Origin of the sequence: Paraburkholderia podalyriae, assembly GCF_014397785.1 — a bacterium.
GTDB lineage: Bacteria > Pseudomonadota > Gammaproteobacteria > Burkholderiales > Burkholderiaceae > Paraburkholderia > Paraburkholderia podalyriae.
In genome coordinates this window covers 25,936-42,556 of the sequence record NZ_VZQQ01000054.1, presented here as the reverse complement: position 1 = coordinate 42,556, position 16,621 = coordinate 25,936, and the positions used below count along the sequence as shown (strand labels likewise).

Genomic DNA, 16,621 nt, shown 5'->3' with positions numbered 1-16,621 from the left:
GACGTACTGAATCGCTTGCCAACGCATCGCGCCGACCACATCGCTCAGCTACTGCCTCATCGCTGGGCGCCGATCACCGCCTGATCGCTCGTAGGCACTCCCCAGGGTGCCATTGCCGGGCGCTTACCTTCAACCGACCATTCAACGCAGTATTCCCCATCGGCCCGACCTTCTCCTTACGGTCCGATTGATTCCCGTTCACGGTGGCCGTTAGCCATTTCGTATCCTTAACATCGCACAAAGTTTCGAGCACATGAATGGCGTCCACCAAGATGTCAATGGCGACCCACTTATCAAACAATTCCGCAGTGGGCCGGACATCTTGGCTACTACGCTTGCGTCTTTTCACCTCCGTAGAGTAAATACTTTGTCCCCAAGCGTCGGACCTCAAGCAGCCTTTTTGCAACAGCGTGATTTCCTCATATCGCATTCCCGTGTAGAGTAGGATTTGAGATATCCCCGCCATCTGAGCTTGGTCGAGAAAATTCGCGAGCGCGCTAACACGGAATCCGTAGGTCTTGTAAAACTTTTTTTCGAGCGAGACTCTTAACACGTCACGTTTTTTAGTATCCGGCTCCCCTCTTGTAAGTTTGCGTAGCCTTACGTACGATTTAAATGCATTTTTGAAATTTCCCCAACAGGCAAGTTCCTCTTCTGCCTGCCTAATGTCAAAATCAGCATCTCGGACAGCAATTCCCATCAGCGTCAGAAAATTACCTAAAATTTTCTGGTTTTCGATTGTAAAGAAGAGAAACAGCGGAGCAGGAAGCACCTGATATCCATGCTTTGGCATGCTCAATATGTCCTCCGGTGAATCTACTTTAGGAGATGGGGCAGGCGGCGCATCCTGAAGCGCTCGTCGAAGCTGGGTTGCATTGAATGGGAAAAAGCGCCCTGCCAAGAATTTACCAACGTTGGGATGGCAAAGTAACAAAAAAGCTGCCTTAACCTGGTTTAGATTTCTGGCGGTTCGCAGATATTCCACAACTGTGACCAAAGAAAGCTGCCTGAAAGATGTAAATCCCTTTTCCTCCTTCAATCGACACAAGGCGGTTACCAACGCTCGAACTCTAGTCACTATAGTCACCGCGTCAGGAATTCGCGGACGCCCAATCAAGTATGGTCGTGCAACGTATATATAAGCAAAAATTTTCAGGTCGTTAGCGACTCCATGTGGCAACCGTTCAAAAATTGGAGACCAGCTAATGACGACACTATGGTCCCCGGCCGTAGTCGCTTTTAAGGATTCCGGTGGATTTAGCGGCCATGTTTGCGAATCAAACAAGCAATATTCATTGACCGCAGATGTTGGAAGAATCGCGTCGCGGCCTGCCGGTTCAACTTGGTAAGCATTCGGTGGCAACTGGGCAAAAACGTTTCTCTTATTTTTACTCATAAAGAAAATCGTCGAAGTGGTCGAAGTCAGATTGTTTAGCCAATATCGCGGCTCGTTGCAGCTCATCTTCGGTAAAGAATTCGTCGGGCGCCAGCACCTCATTCAACACATATAACTGCTTCCTATAAAGGGCCTTCCTTGGCTCCGCGCCAACACCTTTGTCTAACTCTATTTGCAAATTCAGGCGATGGTTTATTAGCTTCGGCAAATCGTATTCTGTTATTAAAATATTTTTACATAGCAAACACATATCATAGTAAGTGCATGCTTTGCCGGGGATGAACTTGGATGCCAGCCGTATCTTTTTGGGCGGATTATATGGGTTTTTGCAATGACAGAGCCCACTAGCCAGGTACACCTCTTCGGGAGCTGCATCCGACGCGACCACAATTGGAATCGTCTTTCTAAGTTCTCGTCCATTCTGCTTAATTTGATTCAGATGTTTGCGCATATCCATATCAAACTGCGGACTGAGTCCATGCTCATCTAAATATGCATACGTGGTCGAAATATTGACGTGATTTAGCAAAGCAGATATGTGGAAAATATCAACACCCTCTAGCACTAGCCGAGCAACAAAGGTTGGGCGAAAGCGACTCGCATTGATGTTTTCGTCCGAGTTGTGCGGATTTGTGTATTTGATGGAAGGTGTAAAGAACGCTCTCGACCATTTCGTAAGATGTCTAACTTTCAATCTTGACACTGCTCCCCGCGTACCGCGACCTTTCTGTTTGCGAGTAACTTGGACGAGAAGTAGCATGTTTTTATCTTCTTCTTCAGCCGATTCGACAAGTCCGCTGGTTAATTTCAAAATCTGATTGATTGTGTTTTTTACCACGGAACTTTGTTTAGACTGAAGGTTTGCCTCGAGCAGCTCAACAGGATATGACGCCTCCCCTTGACTGCGCTCCTTATAGTACATAATACAAGGCATTGCCGTGAGCGGATGTTTCGCGATAAAACAATCTCGCCGAAGACTCAAAATAGATTCGACATTCAAACCTGTTTCCCACGCCAGCTTATATACAAATGGCATTATTAAGTCCGACGAGACAATCTCGGCTACGCCCAGACTCCGATACCAGGCGTCGACACTCCCGTACAGACGAATTGCCGCATCTAGCTCCTTCCGATAGTGGAGATACAGTTGAGTCGCACTTATCGGAATGCAATTAAGTGAATTTTCGAAGACATAAGTCAGCTGTTCTTTCGTTATTGGCTTCCGTCTTTCCGGTGCGCTCCCAGCACCTGTACGAATGTACGGTTGCATCGCGCGATGTGCATAGCGTATTTCCGGACCAATAGCGTCGAGAATTTTCATCTCCTCGTTCTGAGAGTATGCATTACGCACAGATGTCTCGCGCCCCATGCTCTTCATAGGAGCTATGAAAGGCAACATATTAATATAGCGCTCGTCGTAGGCGTACCGTATTATCCCTCGCAACGAATAAGACATAGTGGCTTGAGTACCAGAGCCCAGTGGACGACCGCTTTTATACGCTTTTTGGCTCTTTGCCCACATAGAAAAATCGATGAGAGCTGACTCATTCCAAACATCCGCCAAAAAGAGAGGGCGACCGACACCAAATTTTTGGTCTAGATATACCTTGTAGCGTTTAAGGAGAGTATTAACAGTGCTTCGTTCACCGTTTCCATCTTCACAATATCTGTCGAAAATGTATTCAACTTGAACGAACGGGTTACGCACCGTCGGCTCTGGTAGATTGCGAGATATATTCAGCATGTTTTATGTCCTCGTTTTTCCGTGTGCTTCAAGGGCGCGAGCGTTGTGGCCTCCGCGATTCGGCAAGCCGCTTCATATTTCGAAAACAATTCGGTTCTCATGGCCTCCAGCACTTCTGGGTGGACCCGGCTATAGACTTTCGTAGAATTTGGGTCGCGGTGGCCCAATAACGTTGTCAGCATCACGTAGCGTGTGCCAGTTTCCGCAGCGAGGTCATGCGCCATCAACACTTCAAAGGAGAAAGAGTGCCGAGGGGTGTGGGTTCGCACGCTCTCCGGGTTCAATCCTGCCCTCCCGGCAGCTCGTTTGAGTTGCTTATGTACGTTCGGGCGACTCAGCTCTTTCCCTGTTGCGCTCAGAAAAACTAAGTTGTCCGGGTCATGTCTTCGCGGGTAACGGCGGACATATGCAGGGTCAGAATTGTGATATTTTCGAATCCTCGCGAGCAGTGGCAGCGATATAATCGAATTCCTTTCGACAAGGTGCCCCCCTCTGCCCTTACTCCCTTGGATACGAATTGGCAGCAAACCCTTTTTACCGTCGAAGTCATGCTCGTCAGGTAAGTCTCTATTTCTTAGGCGACATATCTCCGAAATACGCATACCTGTGTCATACATCCCATGCAACATGCATCGTTCTGATTCGTTGTGATACCCGTTTAGTAACCTAATAAATTTTTCTTCTGAAATAGCCTGCGGCAGTCCGTTATGGCTATCTTTAGTGATTAATTTTCCACTTCTATATGGTGTGTCGGTTTCATCACGTATGTGGTTTTTTTCCATCCACTCAATGAACGCAGCTATCACGCTTTCTCTTTGATGAATGGTAGATGCCTTTAATTTTTTTGAGTCACTTGAGTCATCTATCCAAGCTTTAATATGATTTCGAGTTAGTGTGCGCAAAGCCTCGTCAACAGAGAGCCGGACTAAACTCCCGCTTCTCCGCATCCATCGAAGGAGATAAATAACATATCTCGCGAAGGTCTCACGGCTTCCACATGCATTGGTATATTCGACGTCGGCCAGCCAACGGGTAGCTAGGGAGACAATTCTTCCCCGGTCATCGTAAATGGTTATCTCGGCGGGATACTGTGACTTGCGAACGTGGACATAGAAATCTGTTAGCCGCTCCGCCCTCTGAATAATCTTCCGAAAGTGCTCGCCAGCCATGTTCTACGCTCTCCAACCCGAAGGGTTCAATTGCGTCGCATCGTAGCAGGGCGATTCAAAATAGGATTCGCTTTTTATATAATTTTGACCGAGCTTGACATTTTCTGAGGTTTATAGGCAACTGTCAGTTAATTTACGCGACCATCAATCAGTTAAGCGAGTGTTTCTGAAAATATCCCACAGAACGCGCTTCTTGGCATTTGATAAGAAAAATCGCATTTACACCTGCTAATGCATTAAATATTAAAAACGCTGTTTTGGCGTTAAATAGCACGAAGCACGGTGTTTGATGGCCCGATAGCTCGTTGTGCCATAGCAACATTTTTGGCGCAGAAGAGCGGACACGCTGATGAGACACAACGTGAAAGTTGCCGACAAGTCGAAGATGAGGGGAAGCCAGACGGCAACGCCGCGAGTTCGTGTTGAACTCCTTCCTACTACAGGCCAAGTGCCGACCCCTATCAATTCCTGTTGAGGCTAACGTCCCACGGCAATAACTACGACCTGCAATTTTTTGCGGTTCGGCCGTCGCGCCATTCGGGTCGTCTTCGACGACCCGGCGAACCTTTAATACCGACGTCTGGACTTAATCCAGCATGTCAATTGTGGGCTGAGAATTCCACGCGGAAGGGCCGGCGAGCTCCAGGCCTAATGTCTGACGCTCGCTTGGAAGTTCGACCCTTTCCCGCTGAGGGGCTCGTAGGTATCCGGCGCTTTTCCCCCAACCCTGAGCAAGATTACGTCAACCTCCTACGTATCTCGGCGTGCACAGCAGGCAAATCGCGTCTCAGTGCAATTTCCGTCAGTTGGTACATGGAGGCGCCCGCTTTCTTATCAAGCTCAACATCTGACGCAGCGAGCAAACTCGGATACAAATTGATTGATAACGACTTCGAGTTCAATTTTGCGCGAAGCGGTATGTCTGTGCCGGCCACGGAGGCACCAAATTCGCACTCGATGCCATCCAGCGCCAAGCTGCTCGCAAGCTTACGAAGTTGCAACACTTGCACTTCGGGTACGGCACTCTTCGGTAAGGTACCGAAGAGTCCATAACGAAGCAACGCAGCGGCCAACTTGCGGTCGAGTTGGGGTTTCAAATGTTGATTGTGGAAATGGTCGAGACAGTCGGTGCATGACGTATCGCAATCGCACCCCTCAAGTAGGGAAAGCGTTTCCTCCACGACCTCTTTGAAGTATTTCGCAGCGAGTTCGGCATAGCCAGCCCCACCCGAAAGAGTGTCATAAAGATAAATATCGAGAGATACGTGACCATCCGCATTCGTCGGCAAAATTCGGTGACCAGAGCCGAACTCGGTTGGGTCGAGGTCGAGCTGCCGATGCCGACTCGCCGCCAACCGCAAGGCTTCTGCCAGACTGTACGCAGCACTCTCAAGTATTTGCACCACGCTTGAGGAAGCCACATCCGTTACGAGGGGCGCTGCAATTTCAAAGCGAAGAAGCAAAAGGTCCGTCGAAAAGTCATAGCCTAAGAACGTTTGCACGAACTCGCCGTCACACTCACGCGGAATGGCCTTACCGGCTACTAGATATGGACGTGAATGCTTCCCAGATTTCAGATTTTCTGCATCGAACACCTCGGCGCAACCGCATTTTCGACAAACGGAGAATCCGTAGCCCTCCCTATCAACGGTCTTGCCTTTGTTCAACGTTAATAGCCGTCGGTCTTCCGTATGTGCATATCGCAGATACTTACCGCCATCCCTGAAATCAAACGTCTCGGCATCCGTAGGTTGCGGAAACTGCGCCATCGTCGCGTATGTAAATTCCTGGTCTCGGTCCTCCTCAGAGAGTGCTCTTGCTTTCTCTGGACCAAATATTTCTGGCTGAATCATCAAACGGTTCTTCAGTGGCCCTTCACATACCGGACAAACGGCGAGCGATTTCGCCCCAGCATACGGATTCTGAACAAACGAACATGCTTCGCAGATTACTAGCCACTTCGCTCGATGAGCCTCAAACAGTTCGGCCGCTCTATTGCCGTCAGAAGCCGGCCCGCTGGCAAACACCCCCCCGGAGCGGTAGGTCTTCTTGTTGATAACAACGAGTCTGCCGGGAGCGTATTCGCTGAGCGCCTGGCCCGTTGACTGCTGCGGCTGCTGCTCCAACTTTATTTCGGAGTAACCTTTCGAATTCTTCTTCCATTCCTCAACTAGGAAGCTGCACAGACTTGTTGGAAATGCATACGTTGGTAATAACTGATGGAAGAACAGATACTCGAGCAAATCTTCCTGCTCGAGTTGCCTTTCTTCGGCGGCGTCGTCGTCAGTCTCCTCGCTGTCCTCTTCGGCAGCATCATGCCGGTCGCTACCGTCATTCGCCGGCGGCAACGAACGAACCTCAACGGCGAGAGCACTCAGCTTCACCATCAACTTCCGACAGGTGTCCAGCACCCAATCAAAGACATCGACGGTCCCGACGTTTAGACCACCCGGTAGCCAGTCGGCGATGACTCGAGCCAAGGTATGAGGTGCGCTGAATACGTTCTTCTCCATCCATCTACCAAAATTGGAGAAGTTTGGACCGTCAGATTGTGCCAGAAAGAAATCGCGCGTCTTACCCAGCGCTTTCTGCAACATGGCACTACCATTTCCAGCTTTCGCACCCTCAACAGTTGGGTCTTGGAAGAAAGTCTGAATTAGAAACGCATGTACATGTCGTATCGCAATCTTCGGATTGTCAATTTTTAGTTCTGGGCTTCGCGGCGGACCCGCCACCATTCGAGCAGCATTCAGGAAGTAGTAACTATCATGTGGCCCGTTTTGGGAAAAGGCGACGACAGACGAGACGGACGAACCGCGACGCCCAGCGCGTCCAGCGCGCTGTTGATAATTCTCGCGCTGCGGCGGCACATTTCTAAGTGCAACGGCAACCAAAGACCCGATATCAATACCGACTTCCATTGTAGTCGTGCAACTAAGCACATCAACGGGCCGGTCCCTTTCCGCCAACAAGATGTCCTGAAAACGTAACTCGTGGAGCTCCGTCGTCGAGTGGACATTTCGGTAGTCTCGATTCGACAGTTGCGCAGTGTGCTCTTCAACCGACATGTTGCTAATAACCGCATCGGGCGCCAAGGCGGCGGCAACAGGCAAACGCCAGAACGACTTTCGCGCCTTCAAATAAGGGTCGCTCGCGGGGTCAAGCAACTGCGTTTCGCGCGAACCGCATGAGAGGCATGCGCCATCGAGAGTAATTGGCATTAGGCTCGTGCATTCCCCGCACTGCACCCACTTATGTTCAAGGTCGATGGTCAGTTTTAACGCGTTGGAATTGAGATAGAACCCTTCCTTGTTATCGGCTAGTACCGCACAAAGCACTTCTTCTATCTTCTTAACGTCTGTCTCTGTTAGGCCGTGACCGTGCACTAGGGCACGGCGGAACTGACTACCGAACTGACCTTTGCTTCCCCAGTGCGGCCGATAGAAGCCATTGGCCTTTTCTCTCAAATGCGGGGGAAACTGAACTTCAAACGAAAAGTCGCCCAGCAATTCATCTATCCACGCGACCGACAATCCTCGAATCTGCGCGGCGCTCAGTTTCAGACCCAAGCCTTCAACTTGTGTCACGAGCTTCGGAAACGCAAGCTTACCTGGCTCGACAAAGCCGATGGTTGTCCCACTCAGGGAATAGTAACTGCTACACAACAGCTTCAAAAGTAGAATGCGATATCGCCACGGCGGCTCGCCGGGATGGAAGCTTTCGTTGAGCGCCTCCTGCAAATCTTCACCAAAGTCACGACGGAGCGCACCGATATGCTGGTCTAGTGTCTCCGCGTCGTTGCCGTCGAACATCGACACATTGTTTCTCGCGAGTGCCACCAAGAACGCGACGTAAAGAACAGTGCCCGTGGGCTTTGTCTCTCGCTTAATCGCTGTCAGCAACTTCGCTGCGACAGCCACCGCCTGCCGAAACAAGTCTAGCTCCATGTCGCGCGGCATGTCTCGCGCGAGACGCGCTGCCTTCTGCCTCCCATCCGAGAACACGAGAACTTTTCTGCCGGCATTCGGGAATTTCTCCTCTCGCTGTCGGCTCGGGGGCTGATGAAACATCTGCGCACGAACCAGCGTTGCAAAAGGAGCCTCTCCTTTGGTCACATGGTCCATGATTTTAGAGGGGTCGTCCGGCGACTTTCGAGTTCTACGACAACAAACCGGACATTCGTCGAAGGTCATTTCCTCCGCGACATCAATGTTTTTGTCAGGGATGCGAACGTGCCTGAAACCATGCATGGCAGACGGTCGAGCCCTCACTAATCGACCAGTCTCCAAATGGAGCCATGCATCGGAACAATGACTTGATGAGTGAGCCTTTGATTCGACTAGAATTTCAATCGGATAGAGCCTCCTGTTCTTGTTTCTCGAGTCGACGGTCTCAGGTTTATGCCAAACGAAGTCGACGTTCTCGTCGACCCAGCCGGTGATGAACGCCGCGCCACAGTCGCGGTGCGTATAGAAGTCGAAAACGCGCGCCTTGGTCCCGCAAGTGCATGAGAGCATCGGCTTTGTGTGAAAGCGACCTAAAATCGCTGCGCCTTCGGTCTTCACGAGGCGCTCGGTACAGTTCGGGTCCACGCACGCGTATAAGCCTGGAAGGCCTCGGTGAAAGAGATGCAGGCGAGTCGGAAGGAGGACTCGCCCGTCCGTCCGCTTTGCGTGCGAGCAGAGGGCAAGAAGACTATCTATGACTCGCTCGCCAACGTCGGAAGATGAATCCGGGCATACCAATGCAGTGAGAGCATCTAGCGCCGTTGCGTGTCCTGATACATGATTGACAAGAAGGTCAACCGGTCCAAGTTTGGAAAGTTGACCGAAAAGATAGTCGGGAATGTCGTTGAATTCATCCGGTGGCCCGTCCCACCCGAGTCTCGCCGCTAAACTCCGCACCTCGTCCAATGCATCCGACCACGAAGTCAATACAGACGCGAACCGGTCAATCCGGAACTGGCTAAGGGCATCGATTTCCGTCTCGTTTGCCGGTCGCCCGTCGGGCCTTGCTTCGAGCGTACCTTTCACCACCTTAAACTGTCGGGAACCAGCAACGTCGGAAGTCCCTGTGAGGTCAATAGCGAATTGCTCGGCGTCACGAATCGCATCGGGACCGTCTCCCAAACTCGCACTTGTCAAGATACATCTCACTCTTGACCGGGATATTCCTAGACGAGCTATAAGCCTCCGGATAAGCAATGCGACTTCTGCCCCACCGGCACCACGGTACATGTGCGCCTCATCGAGAACCAAGATGAGCTCATTCCGCTCATCAGTTTTCAACCATCGTTCTGTATCTTCAAAAATGCGACGCTCGATGGGTCGCATCAGCATATATTCCAACATCGAATAGTTTGTGACCAGAACGTCGGGGCACTCTTTTTGCATCTCGTGCCGAGTCATCATTTCCCGGTCATCTTTCTGGGTAATCAACCTGTACTGCCAGTTGCGGCTGACATATTCCTTGCCCGCCTTTTTTGCGCCGGTTTTATAGACTTTTTTCTCACTGGCTTCCGCATTGTAGAACCGATGCAGGTCCTTGCTAGGCCAGCGCCCGAGCTTCTGCAGTTGCGCCTTAAGTTCGGGCTTCTCTTCAATCCTGTTGTAGAAGTCCTCGAACAATGGCGCGATACGCGAGCTATCTCGCCCACTGCTGCGCGGACCAGGATAAGCCGTCCGACCGGTATAACTTCCAAATCTCACAGGACGACCACGCCCCTCGCTAACGATTTTGCTAACCCGCGTGTTGCCCAATAGACGCCGAATTCGAGCGACTTGGTCGTTGACCAACGCGTTCATCGGATAGAGCAATATCGCTCTGCATCCAGGCAACGAACGACTCGTCACCCGCTCTTCGCTTTCGATGGCCAGTGAAGCAACGATAGGCATGAGAAAGCTTTCAGTTTTGCCCGAACCGGTGCCCGTCGCTACAACCAAGTCCTTGCGCTCCGCTCCCAGAAATGATTCAAGGGCATCCGCTTGATGCTTATACGGTGTGGGATACAACCCGCTGTTATCCGATACAGATGCTATCTCAAGCAATGCCTTTTTTGCCCGCTCGGGAATATCAAGCTTTTCATAAGACTCCCCAAATGCATAGACCGGGGTCGCCTCAACGAAGGCTTTCTGAGCAATAACCTGAGGTTGCTTGAGCAGCGCGTTGCGCTCCGAGACTAGCCCTTCGTCCCGTATGTGGTACTGCGCCTCGATATATTGCCGCAACCCCTCGTGCAGTCCGAAAACCGTGTCATGAACGCCGTAGCGTTTACCTTTTTCATCGTCTTGCATTGACTACTCCCCGCTAGGCTGTTCGATTAATTGATACCCTATCAACTCGACGGCACTCTTGAGCAACGGCACCAAGCGTGCGGAAAAAGCGTACCGCTTTGGCCAATCCGACGGCTTCTGGTCGGCTAATTTCCATCCCAAACTTAAAAAGGCATTTTCGGGCGCGGGCAAAGGCCTGGGCAAGACGAGTGTGGCAGTAGAGACATTGCGCTGGAGCTTCATTGGTTGTGAGCTCCCAGACGGCGATTGCATAGCGCCTTGGATACGTCGCGCGTCCTGCTTATCAATGACTAAAGCTGCCGCTACTTCTGCTCGGCTGTCAACGGTCTCACGCAGACGGCACAGTCCGTATTCGCTCGTCGGACTACCGTATATGAACACTTTACGCCGGTACAACTGTGTTCCGACAGGTTGCTGCTTTAACGCGTTAAGCTGTTGCCAAGTCCCGTGGAGAAATAGCTCCGCCCCTTCGACACCCTCTACGGCTGACATTTTTTTTGCGTAATGTTCGATGAACGCTTGCGACCAAACGCCGACCTGGTCATGAGGACAACGCATCCAATCGGTCAATCGCTGCAACGGTAACGTGCTTTCCGAAGGGGCACTTTTTATATCAATTAACCTCGCCCTTCCTGCGACCTGAATCGCTTTGCGCAAGCGAAGCGGCAACGCTGCGAGGGGTGAGGCAGCGATAAGTACCCTAGTATCATGGTCGACTGAAATCGTGCGGGACGGTGCGGGAATCCAATGCGAAGAGTCCACCTTCATCAACTCGCCGAGCATAGCCAAGTGACCAAGCCCTTCAAGAACTGGGTCACTGGTCTGGTCATCACCGGCGAACTCCGTCCAGAGCGGAGAAAGGCGTTGACGGACGGTACGAGTGATTGTCGCTGTTGCAACTGGCGTTATCTGTTCCCCCCCGTCCCGTTGACTTTCTAATAACACCGCCGCTCGAATGTGTTCGCTTAAGGCCGCTAGCCGGGTGACTGCCTCTTCGCCGCCGTAGCCAAACTCCTTCTCGATAGATTTAAGAGTCTCAATGCGTGATACAGACTCGAGCTTCACGCCACGACCTCAGCGAGCAACTCTTTAAGTGCACTGCGCACGGATTCGACCTTGAGTTGCTCGGAAGCACATGCTTTGATTGCGGCTTCAAGCTTGTCTCTCGTGACGCCCTTCGACTTGGCCCACGGTAGAACCCACGTCGACAGCGCGAGGGAAAGGCTACTCCCGTAGGTTGAACCGGGCAGGGCGAACAGAATGGAAATATAGCGGGAAAACGCCGTCCGCCAGAAGCGGTTCCGAGGGAGCTCGAGCGCATCAATCAAACGCAAAGCCTCGGCTATCTCGTCCCCGAACGTGGACTGTAATTCGCCGACGGACCGGTCATCAAAAACAAATTCCCCAAGCTTTTGCTTGCCCCAGTCAGCAGAACTACTCCATGCTAACTCATCGGAATCAACTACCGGGCCGAGCTCAATGAGAGTTGCGCCTCCTGGCAACGTAGCTGGACCTTCAGCCCATGTCGCAATAAAGGTCATTTGAGAGTTCGCTGCCAAAGTGCGTGAGAACTGACGCTGCAAGACAACGTCGCGAATGCCAGACCCATAGATTTCAAAGGCAGACCGGTTAACGCCTCTTAACAAAAGAGCTTGCGCTTTCGGCACTGCCCCGGCGGCTTGTCGTAGGAGAGCCTCAACGTCATTTCCGTCGCAGAGGCCGAGTGGCACCTGCCAAGACAGGACTTTGCCCCCACCTACACAAGTGGCTGCAGCACCCCCTAAGACATCGGCCAATGAACCGCAAAACTGAATCAATTGGCCCGCGAGCGTCGCCGCGACAATGGTTCGAGCAACGCCATCGGCGTCTGTCTGCCGAACGCCGGTAGCAACAAGATTATCGTGTGTAAACTGGAAGATTGTTTCCAATAGGTCGAATCGCTCGGATTCTTTTCTTGATGGCGTTTCAACCCATTTGACCACTCCTGCGATTGGTCTCGGACCGATTTCGAGCGCGATTGCCATCGACTCGTCGTTCGGCCTAGACGCGAAATCGGAGCTAGTCGTCTGTGTTTGGACTAGGGTTTGATAGCACTCGTTGGCGGCAGAGACCGACACTTTTATGCTGACTATTTCGCTAGCGAGCGAGCTAACACTTTCCTGCAACGAACGATACTTACTGTGTAGGTCATTTTCCGAAGCCTGCCAGGCGTCCAGACTTTTTTTCAAACGCGAGTCGAAGTGCTTGGTCTGGGCGGCGATTTGTTCCGACAGAGCGGCAACCTCCTTCAATGGAGGACCTGAGGTCGGCTTCGGTAGTTCGGAAAGTCTGCGCTGTGCGTCCTCCATCGCATCGAATGCGCGCTGAGCTGTGTGCGCGGCAGTTGACGAATCCGTCATAACTGCACGCATCTCCTGAGCAAGTTTTTCGGTATTCCGCCCGATATCGGAGACCTTGCGTTGAAGCGTGGCTACATCCTCGGGTAACTTCGCGAGGGCACGGTCCCGCTCGAGAGCAGCCCTCAGCGGCAGTGCGCCGACGAACGCAGATACGACGTCGCTGGTTGGCAGGCCGCTGAACAAAACAAGACGTTCGACGTCTTCCCGCGCGCAACCTGACTTTTCTGCTTCAACGAGCTTGCGAAGAAACTCAAGTGCTCCTTCCTGCGATATGTCTGCAAAGCTGTGCGGACCCTTCGGGAAGGCTTGATGAAATTTTTCATACCCCCATGATGCCCATATCCCACCAAACACGTTCCATTCAGCAGTCGCAGCCCGAAACTTTTCGCCTGGAGCATGCGCAATCGCACCAACCAATCTCTCGCATTTTTTCTTGAATTCCGGAGCACTGTTTTTGCGGAAACCAGGTATCGTCGGCAGGGCTTTGACGATTTTTTGTCGAACTGCGAGAGGCACCTCGTCTAGAAATGCAGCGATAGAAGCAGCGCCCTGCTGGGCAATTCGCTGCTTTGCGGTTTGGCAGTACGTGAAAGTCATTTGGTCTCCTGCATACGGCTTCCGGCCACACTTCTGCTTGAAGATTCCAGCGCCGCTTTTAGCGTTCGCCAAGATGCCGTGCTGGCAATATCCGGCGTGCTTTGCAGAAAGGCCAATACAATTTCTGTATCGGATATTTTCTGGGCATTTAACGCCGGGAAGAGTTGCCGTCGAGTTTGAAAAAGATGTGCCAACAGCCGACCTCGAAGCTCTGCAGGAAGCGATACTGCCTGCGGCACATGGTTCGTGAGCCATCCAGTGGAAATCACTCGACCGAACGCTCCAAAGTCCAAGAGCAAATCGAGGCTTGGATTCAATATGATTTTGGCGAGTTGCTCAGCGATGGCGGCACCCAACAATCTTGCGCCGCTTTTATGCTGCGCTCGCGCGCTCGTGGCTTGGAGCGGTAAGCGTTTTTCCCAGATTCCGTCACTACCGGCGAGTAGGTCGCCGCTCACGTGGGGAGGAATTGCCAAGTAAGAGAACTTGACCTTTTTGCGACGGATGTCGTTAAACCAACCAACCGACGCCTGGCTATGTAACTCGACCGCCGTAACGGCACCGTCGACGTCGATTCCGACAAGGTCTACCGAGCCCGCCGACAGGACTTCGTTTTTCAAGGCAAGGTCAATCGTGAGCTGTGTGCGTACTGGCTCTAGGCATGTCAACTCTATGACAGACTCACCCTCAGTGATTAGCCGAAAGAATGACTCGCTGACGGTCTTTGCGTTCTGCCCAATCGTTTGGGCCGGCGAACGCGCAAACATCGCATTCATCCCTTGCGTTCCGCGAGGCGTTAAATGTCCTGCATAGAAGGTGACGTCCGCCTTCGGTACTGCTTCAATGAATCCCGCAGTGACTTTCCGGGTCAGCGGTGGCCAAACCGGCACAATCTCCGGTAGAGACGTGGTTATCGGCAGTCTCGTGAATTTTTGTAGCCAGCTTTGAACGCAGGGATTGAGCGGATGAGACAGCGTGACCAGAGCCGCCTCCCAATCCTTACGCGGCTTCAGCGACTCTCGTTCCACTTGGTCAGGAAATTCCGGAGCGATGGCCGCAGGCCAAACTAATACGTATGTTCGCCCGATTTTCAGCTCACGAACTCGGGCGATGACGTGGTTACCCGGGCGACCTATTTCGCCAAACGCTGTTGCATGGTCCGCTGCCAGACCCGGACAATTGCGTTGGAGATTTGTGGCCACAGCCGTGTGGTGCGGAAGCACAGACACGACCTCATAGTGCGCTGCCTGGGGCTCGGCAGTAACATTCCTTACGCTCTCATTGCCGCCGGTGCAACGAATCACCTGGGTCCTTCCGCCGACATCGACGGTGATTTCCGCGCCGGAGAAGTCGCCGGTCGGAATTGTCAGTTCCAAGCCCCATCCTTGAGGAGCGCGTGAATCCGATAGGCGTAGACCTAGGCTAATCTCCCATGCCCCGTCGAAATAATTGGGAAGAATAGCGAGAGCGCCGTTACCGGACGAGAGAGCTTCGACGTAAAGGCCGCAATCCTTGCCGCTGCTACCCGGCATGTGCGCGAAATAGGCTTGCTTCGACCGGCCGGCGCGCAGGGACACCGGAGCGCGACACTCCGGGCATTGATAAAGCCGACGGCCGTCAATCGCCTTCTCCGCGTCGACGTACCGCCCCGTTATTCTGTTCAGGGCCTCTCTCAAGGTATACCCCCGGGTTTCCGCCTTGCCTCTTCAGAGCCCGGTCGGACGTTATGCTACTTTGTTGTTGAGGCCAACTTGCCGTCTTGAATATGACGCCTTTATCAATTGCGGCAGCATATTTACTGACCACTGCATGTATTCTGGTCGTGTTTCCGCACGGCGAATCATCCATCGCTCTACCGCGACTGACCCGATTTCGGGGGCGGAACGCAACGTTGCCAGCTTCGGCTTGCCCTTACCGTTTCGGAGAATTGTAATTGCGTTGTCGGCAAGAAGGGAAATAAAAACTTCTCTCTGGATGCCGTGTTTCAAGACGTCGCCTTTGAAACCCAAAGAGCTCATCGCCGCGCGAATTGTCCGTATCCGCCAATTCGGGCCGTCCCCGTATTCGTGAGTATCAGCGTATGGGTGACCAGTATCTCGCAAATATTCGCGCAAATCTGCAAATAGGCCCTCTGGCACGTGGAAATGTCCCCAGCCTCCGCTGTAACCCAGGCTGTCAAAATATTGAATTCCGCCGAGCTTAAGTCGGTTATACAAAGATGAACGCCCCATTGACGACGACGTCGTCACAGCTAGCAGCCTCGGCTTTTTTTGCTCCTGGGAGATGATACCGCGCGCGTCACCGTAGGCGACCGCAAACTCATCATAGATGTCCCTACTGCGTATCAGACACGCCACGAGCTTTCCACCGAGAAGCATGTTGTATGGCGGAACAGCTCCGAGCACGTAAGCGTCCATCACATTAACCAAGCGGTCTGCTCGGTCGTTGCCGGTCCATCCAATGTGTTTGTCTCTTGCGGATAAGTTAAACACCGGGTCGCCGATGGCAAAGATGCCAAGCAGTTTCCCGTTGTTGTCGTCCCACACCAGATATCGAAGCCGCCGGCCGAAGCCACTCGATACAGGCACCGACCACGTAAGAGACGCGAGCCGAAAAAGTTCCGCCTGCCAAGTGCCACTGGCTACTCGTTCGACTCGCGGACGGATATGCTCCACGCATACATCGGTTCCCGAGGCGAAATATTCCTGCAGCTTGGGTAACTGGCGCGCTATGAATTCCGATTGACCGCGCAGGATTTCTTTCCGCTGCGGTGCATGCAACTGCCGGATAATGTCTTTTGTCGCCCCCGGCGCCTCCAGTCCACCATTCTGCGTTCGACTGAAACCCAGGCTGGCGAGATGTCGGCGCAGCCTGCGCTTTAGAAGCGCTTCTCGCGTGCTAATTTGGATAATTCGTCCGGTCGGATTGGGAGGCATGCAGTTCTTGCGTCAACGGGGTGGTCGAAATGTGCTCCCGCTCGGAGCCGCGCAATTATAAGTCGAATCAATTATTAACCTGCGGAC

Annotated in this window: 8 protein-coding genes and 1 pseudogene; all 9 read right to left on the bottom strand. The window is 52.5% G+C overall.

Features of this window, described 5'->3' with window-relative positions; translation table 11 throughout:
- Positions 1 to 73 precede the first annotated feature (73 nt).
- A complete protein-coding gene (locus F6X42_RS33905; protein ID WP_187638356.1) occupies positions 74 to 1,396 on the bottom strand; it encodes a hypothetical protein in 1,323 nt (440 codons plus the stop codon).
- A complete protein-coding gene (locus F6X42_RS33900; RefSeq protein WP_187638355.1) occupies positions 1,389 to 3,140 on the bottom strand; it encodes a site-specific integrase in 1,752 nt (583 codons plus the stop codon). Before F6X42_RS33900 ends, F6X42_RS33905 begins: the two co-directional genes overlap by 8 nt.
- Positions 3,134 to 4,309 carry a tyrosine-type recombinase/integrase gene (locus tag F6X42_RS33895; protein ID WP_187638354.1) on the bottom strand — a complete coding sequence of 392 codons (1,176 nt, stop codon included), beginning with the start codon at positions 4,307 to 4,309 and terminating at the stop codon, positions 3,134 to 3,136. The genes F6X42_RS33900 and F6X42_RS33895 overlap by 7 nt, the downstream gene beginning before the upstream one ends.
- 737 nt (positions 4,310 to 5,046) lie before the next feature.
- Positions 5,047 to 10,602 carry a DEAD/DEAH box helicase family protein gene (locus F6X42_RS33890; RefSeq protein ID WP_187638353.1) on the bottom strand — a complete coding sequence of 1,852 codons (5,556 nt, stop codon included), beginning with the start codon at positions 10,600 to 10,602 and terminating at the stop codon, positions 5,047 to 5,049.
- A 3-nt stretch (positions 10,603 to 10,605) separates the two neighbouring features.
- Positions 10,606 to 11,667, bottom strand: coding sequence for a Druantia-type antiviral defence protein DruD (druD, locus tag F6X42_RS33885; protein ID WP_187638352.1), 1,062 nt, complete (start codon positions 11,665 to 11,667; stop codon positions 10,606 to 10,608).
- Complete coding sequence (locus tag F6X42_RS33880) at positions 11,664 to 13,598, bottom strand: hypothetical protein (protein WP_187638351.1); 1,935 nt, start codon at positions 13,596 to 13,598, stop codon at positions 11,664 to 11,666. The genes druD and F6X42_RS33880 overlap by 4 nt, the downstream gene beginning before the upstream one ends.
- A complete protein-coding gene (locus tag F6X42_RS33875; RefSeq protein ID WP_187638350.1) occupies positions 13,595 to 14,974 on the bottom strand; it encodes a hypothetical protein in 1,380 nt (459 codons plus the stop codon). Before F6X42_RS33875 ends, F6X42_RS33880 begins: the two co-directional genes overlap by 4 nt.
- 141 nt (positions 14,975 to 15,115) lie before the next feature.
- A pseudogene (locus F6X42_RS46455) lies at positions 15,116 to 15,274 on the bottom strand (competence protein CoiA family protein); the annotation flags it as partial.
- Between the two features lie 48 nt (positions 15,275 to 15,322).
- Complete coding sequence (locus F6X42_RS33870; RefSeq protein WP_187638349.1) at positions 15,323 to 16,534, bottom strand: Druantia anti-phage system protein DruA; 1,212 nt, start codon at positions 16,532 to 16,534, stop codon at positions 15,323 to 15,325.
- Positions 16,535 to 16,621 lie beyond the last annotated feature (87 nt).

Coding starts and splice junctions, on each gene's coding strand:
- F6X42_RS33905 (WP_187638356.1), bottom strand. CDS start 1,396: ATGAGTAAAAATAAGAGAAACGTTTTTGCCCAGTTGCCACCGAATGCT.
- F6X42_RS33900 (WP_187638355.1), bottom strand. CDS start 3,140: ATGCTGAATATATCTCGCAATCTACCAGAGCCGACGGTGCGTAACCCG.
- F6X42_RS33895 (WP_187638354.1), bottom strand. CDS start 4,309: ATGGCTGGCGAGCACTTTCGGAAGATTATTCAGAGGGCGGAGCGGCTA.
- F6X42_RS33890 (WP_187638353.1), bottom strand. CDS start 10,602: ATGCAAGACGATGAAAAAGGTAAACGCTACGGCGTTCATGACACGGTT.
- F6X42_RS33880 (WP_187638351.1), bottom strand. CDS start 13,598: ATGACTTTCACGTACTGCCAAACCGCAAAGCAGCGAATTGCCCAGCAG.
- F6X42_RS33870 (WP_187638349.1), bottom strand. CDS start 16,534: ATGCCTCCCAATCCGACCGGACGAATTATCCAAATTAGCACGCGAGAA.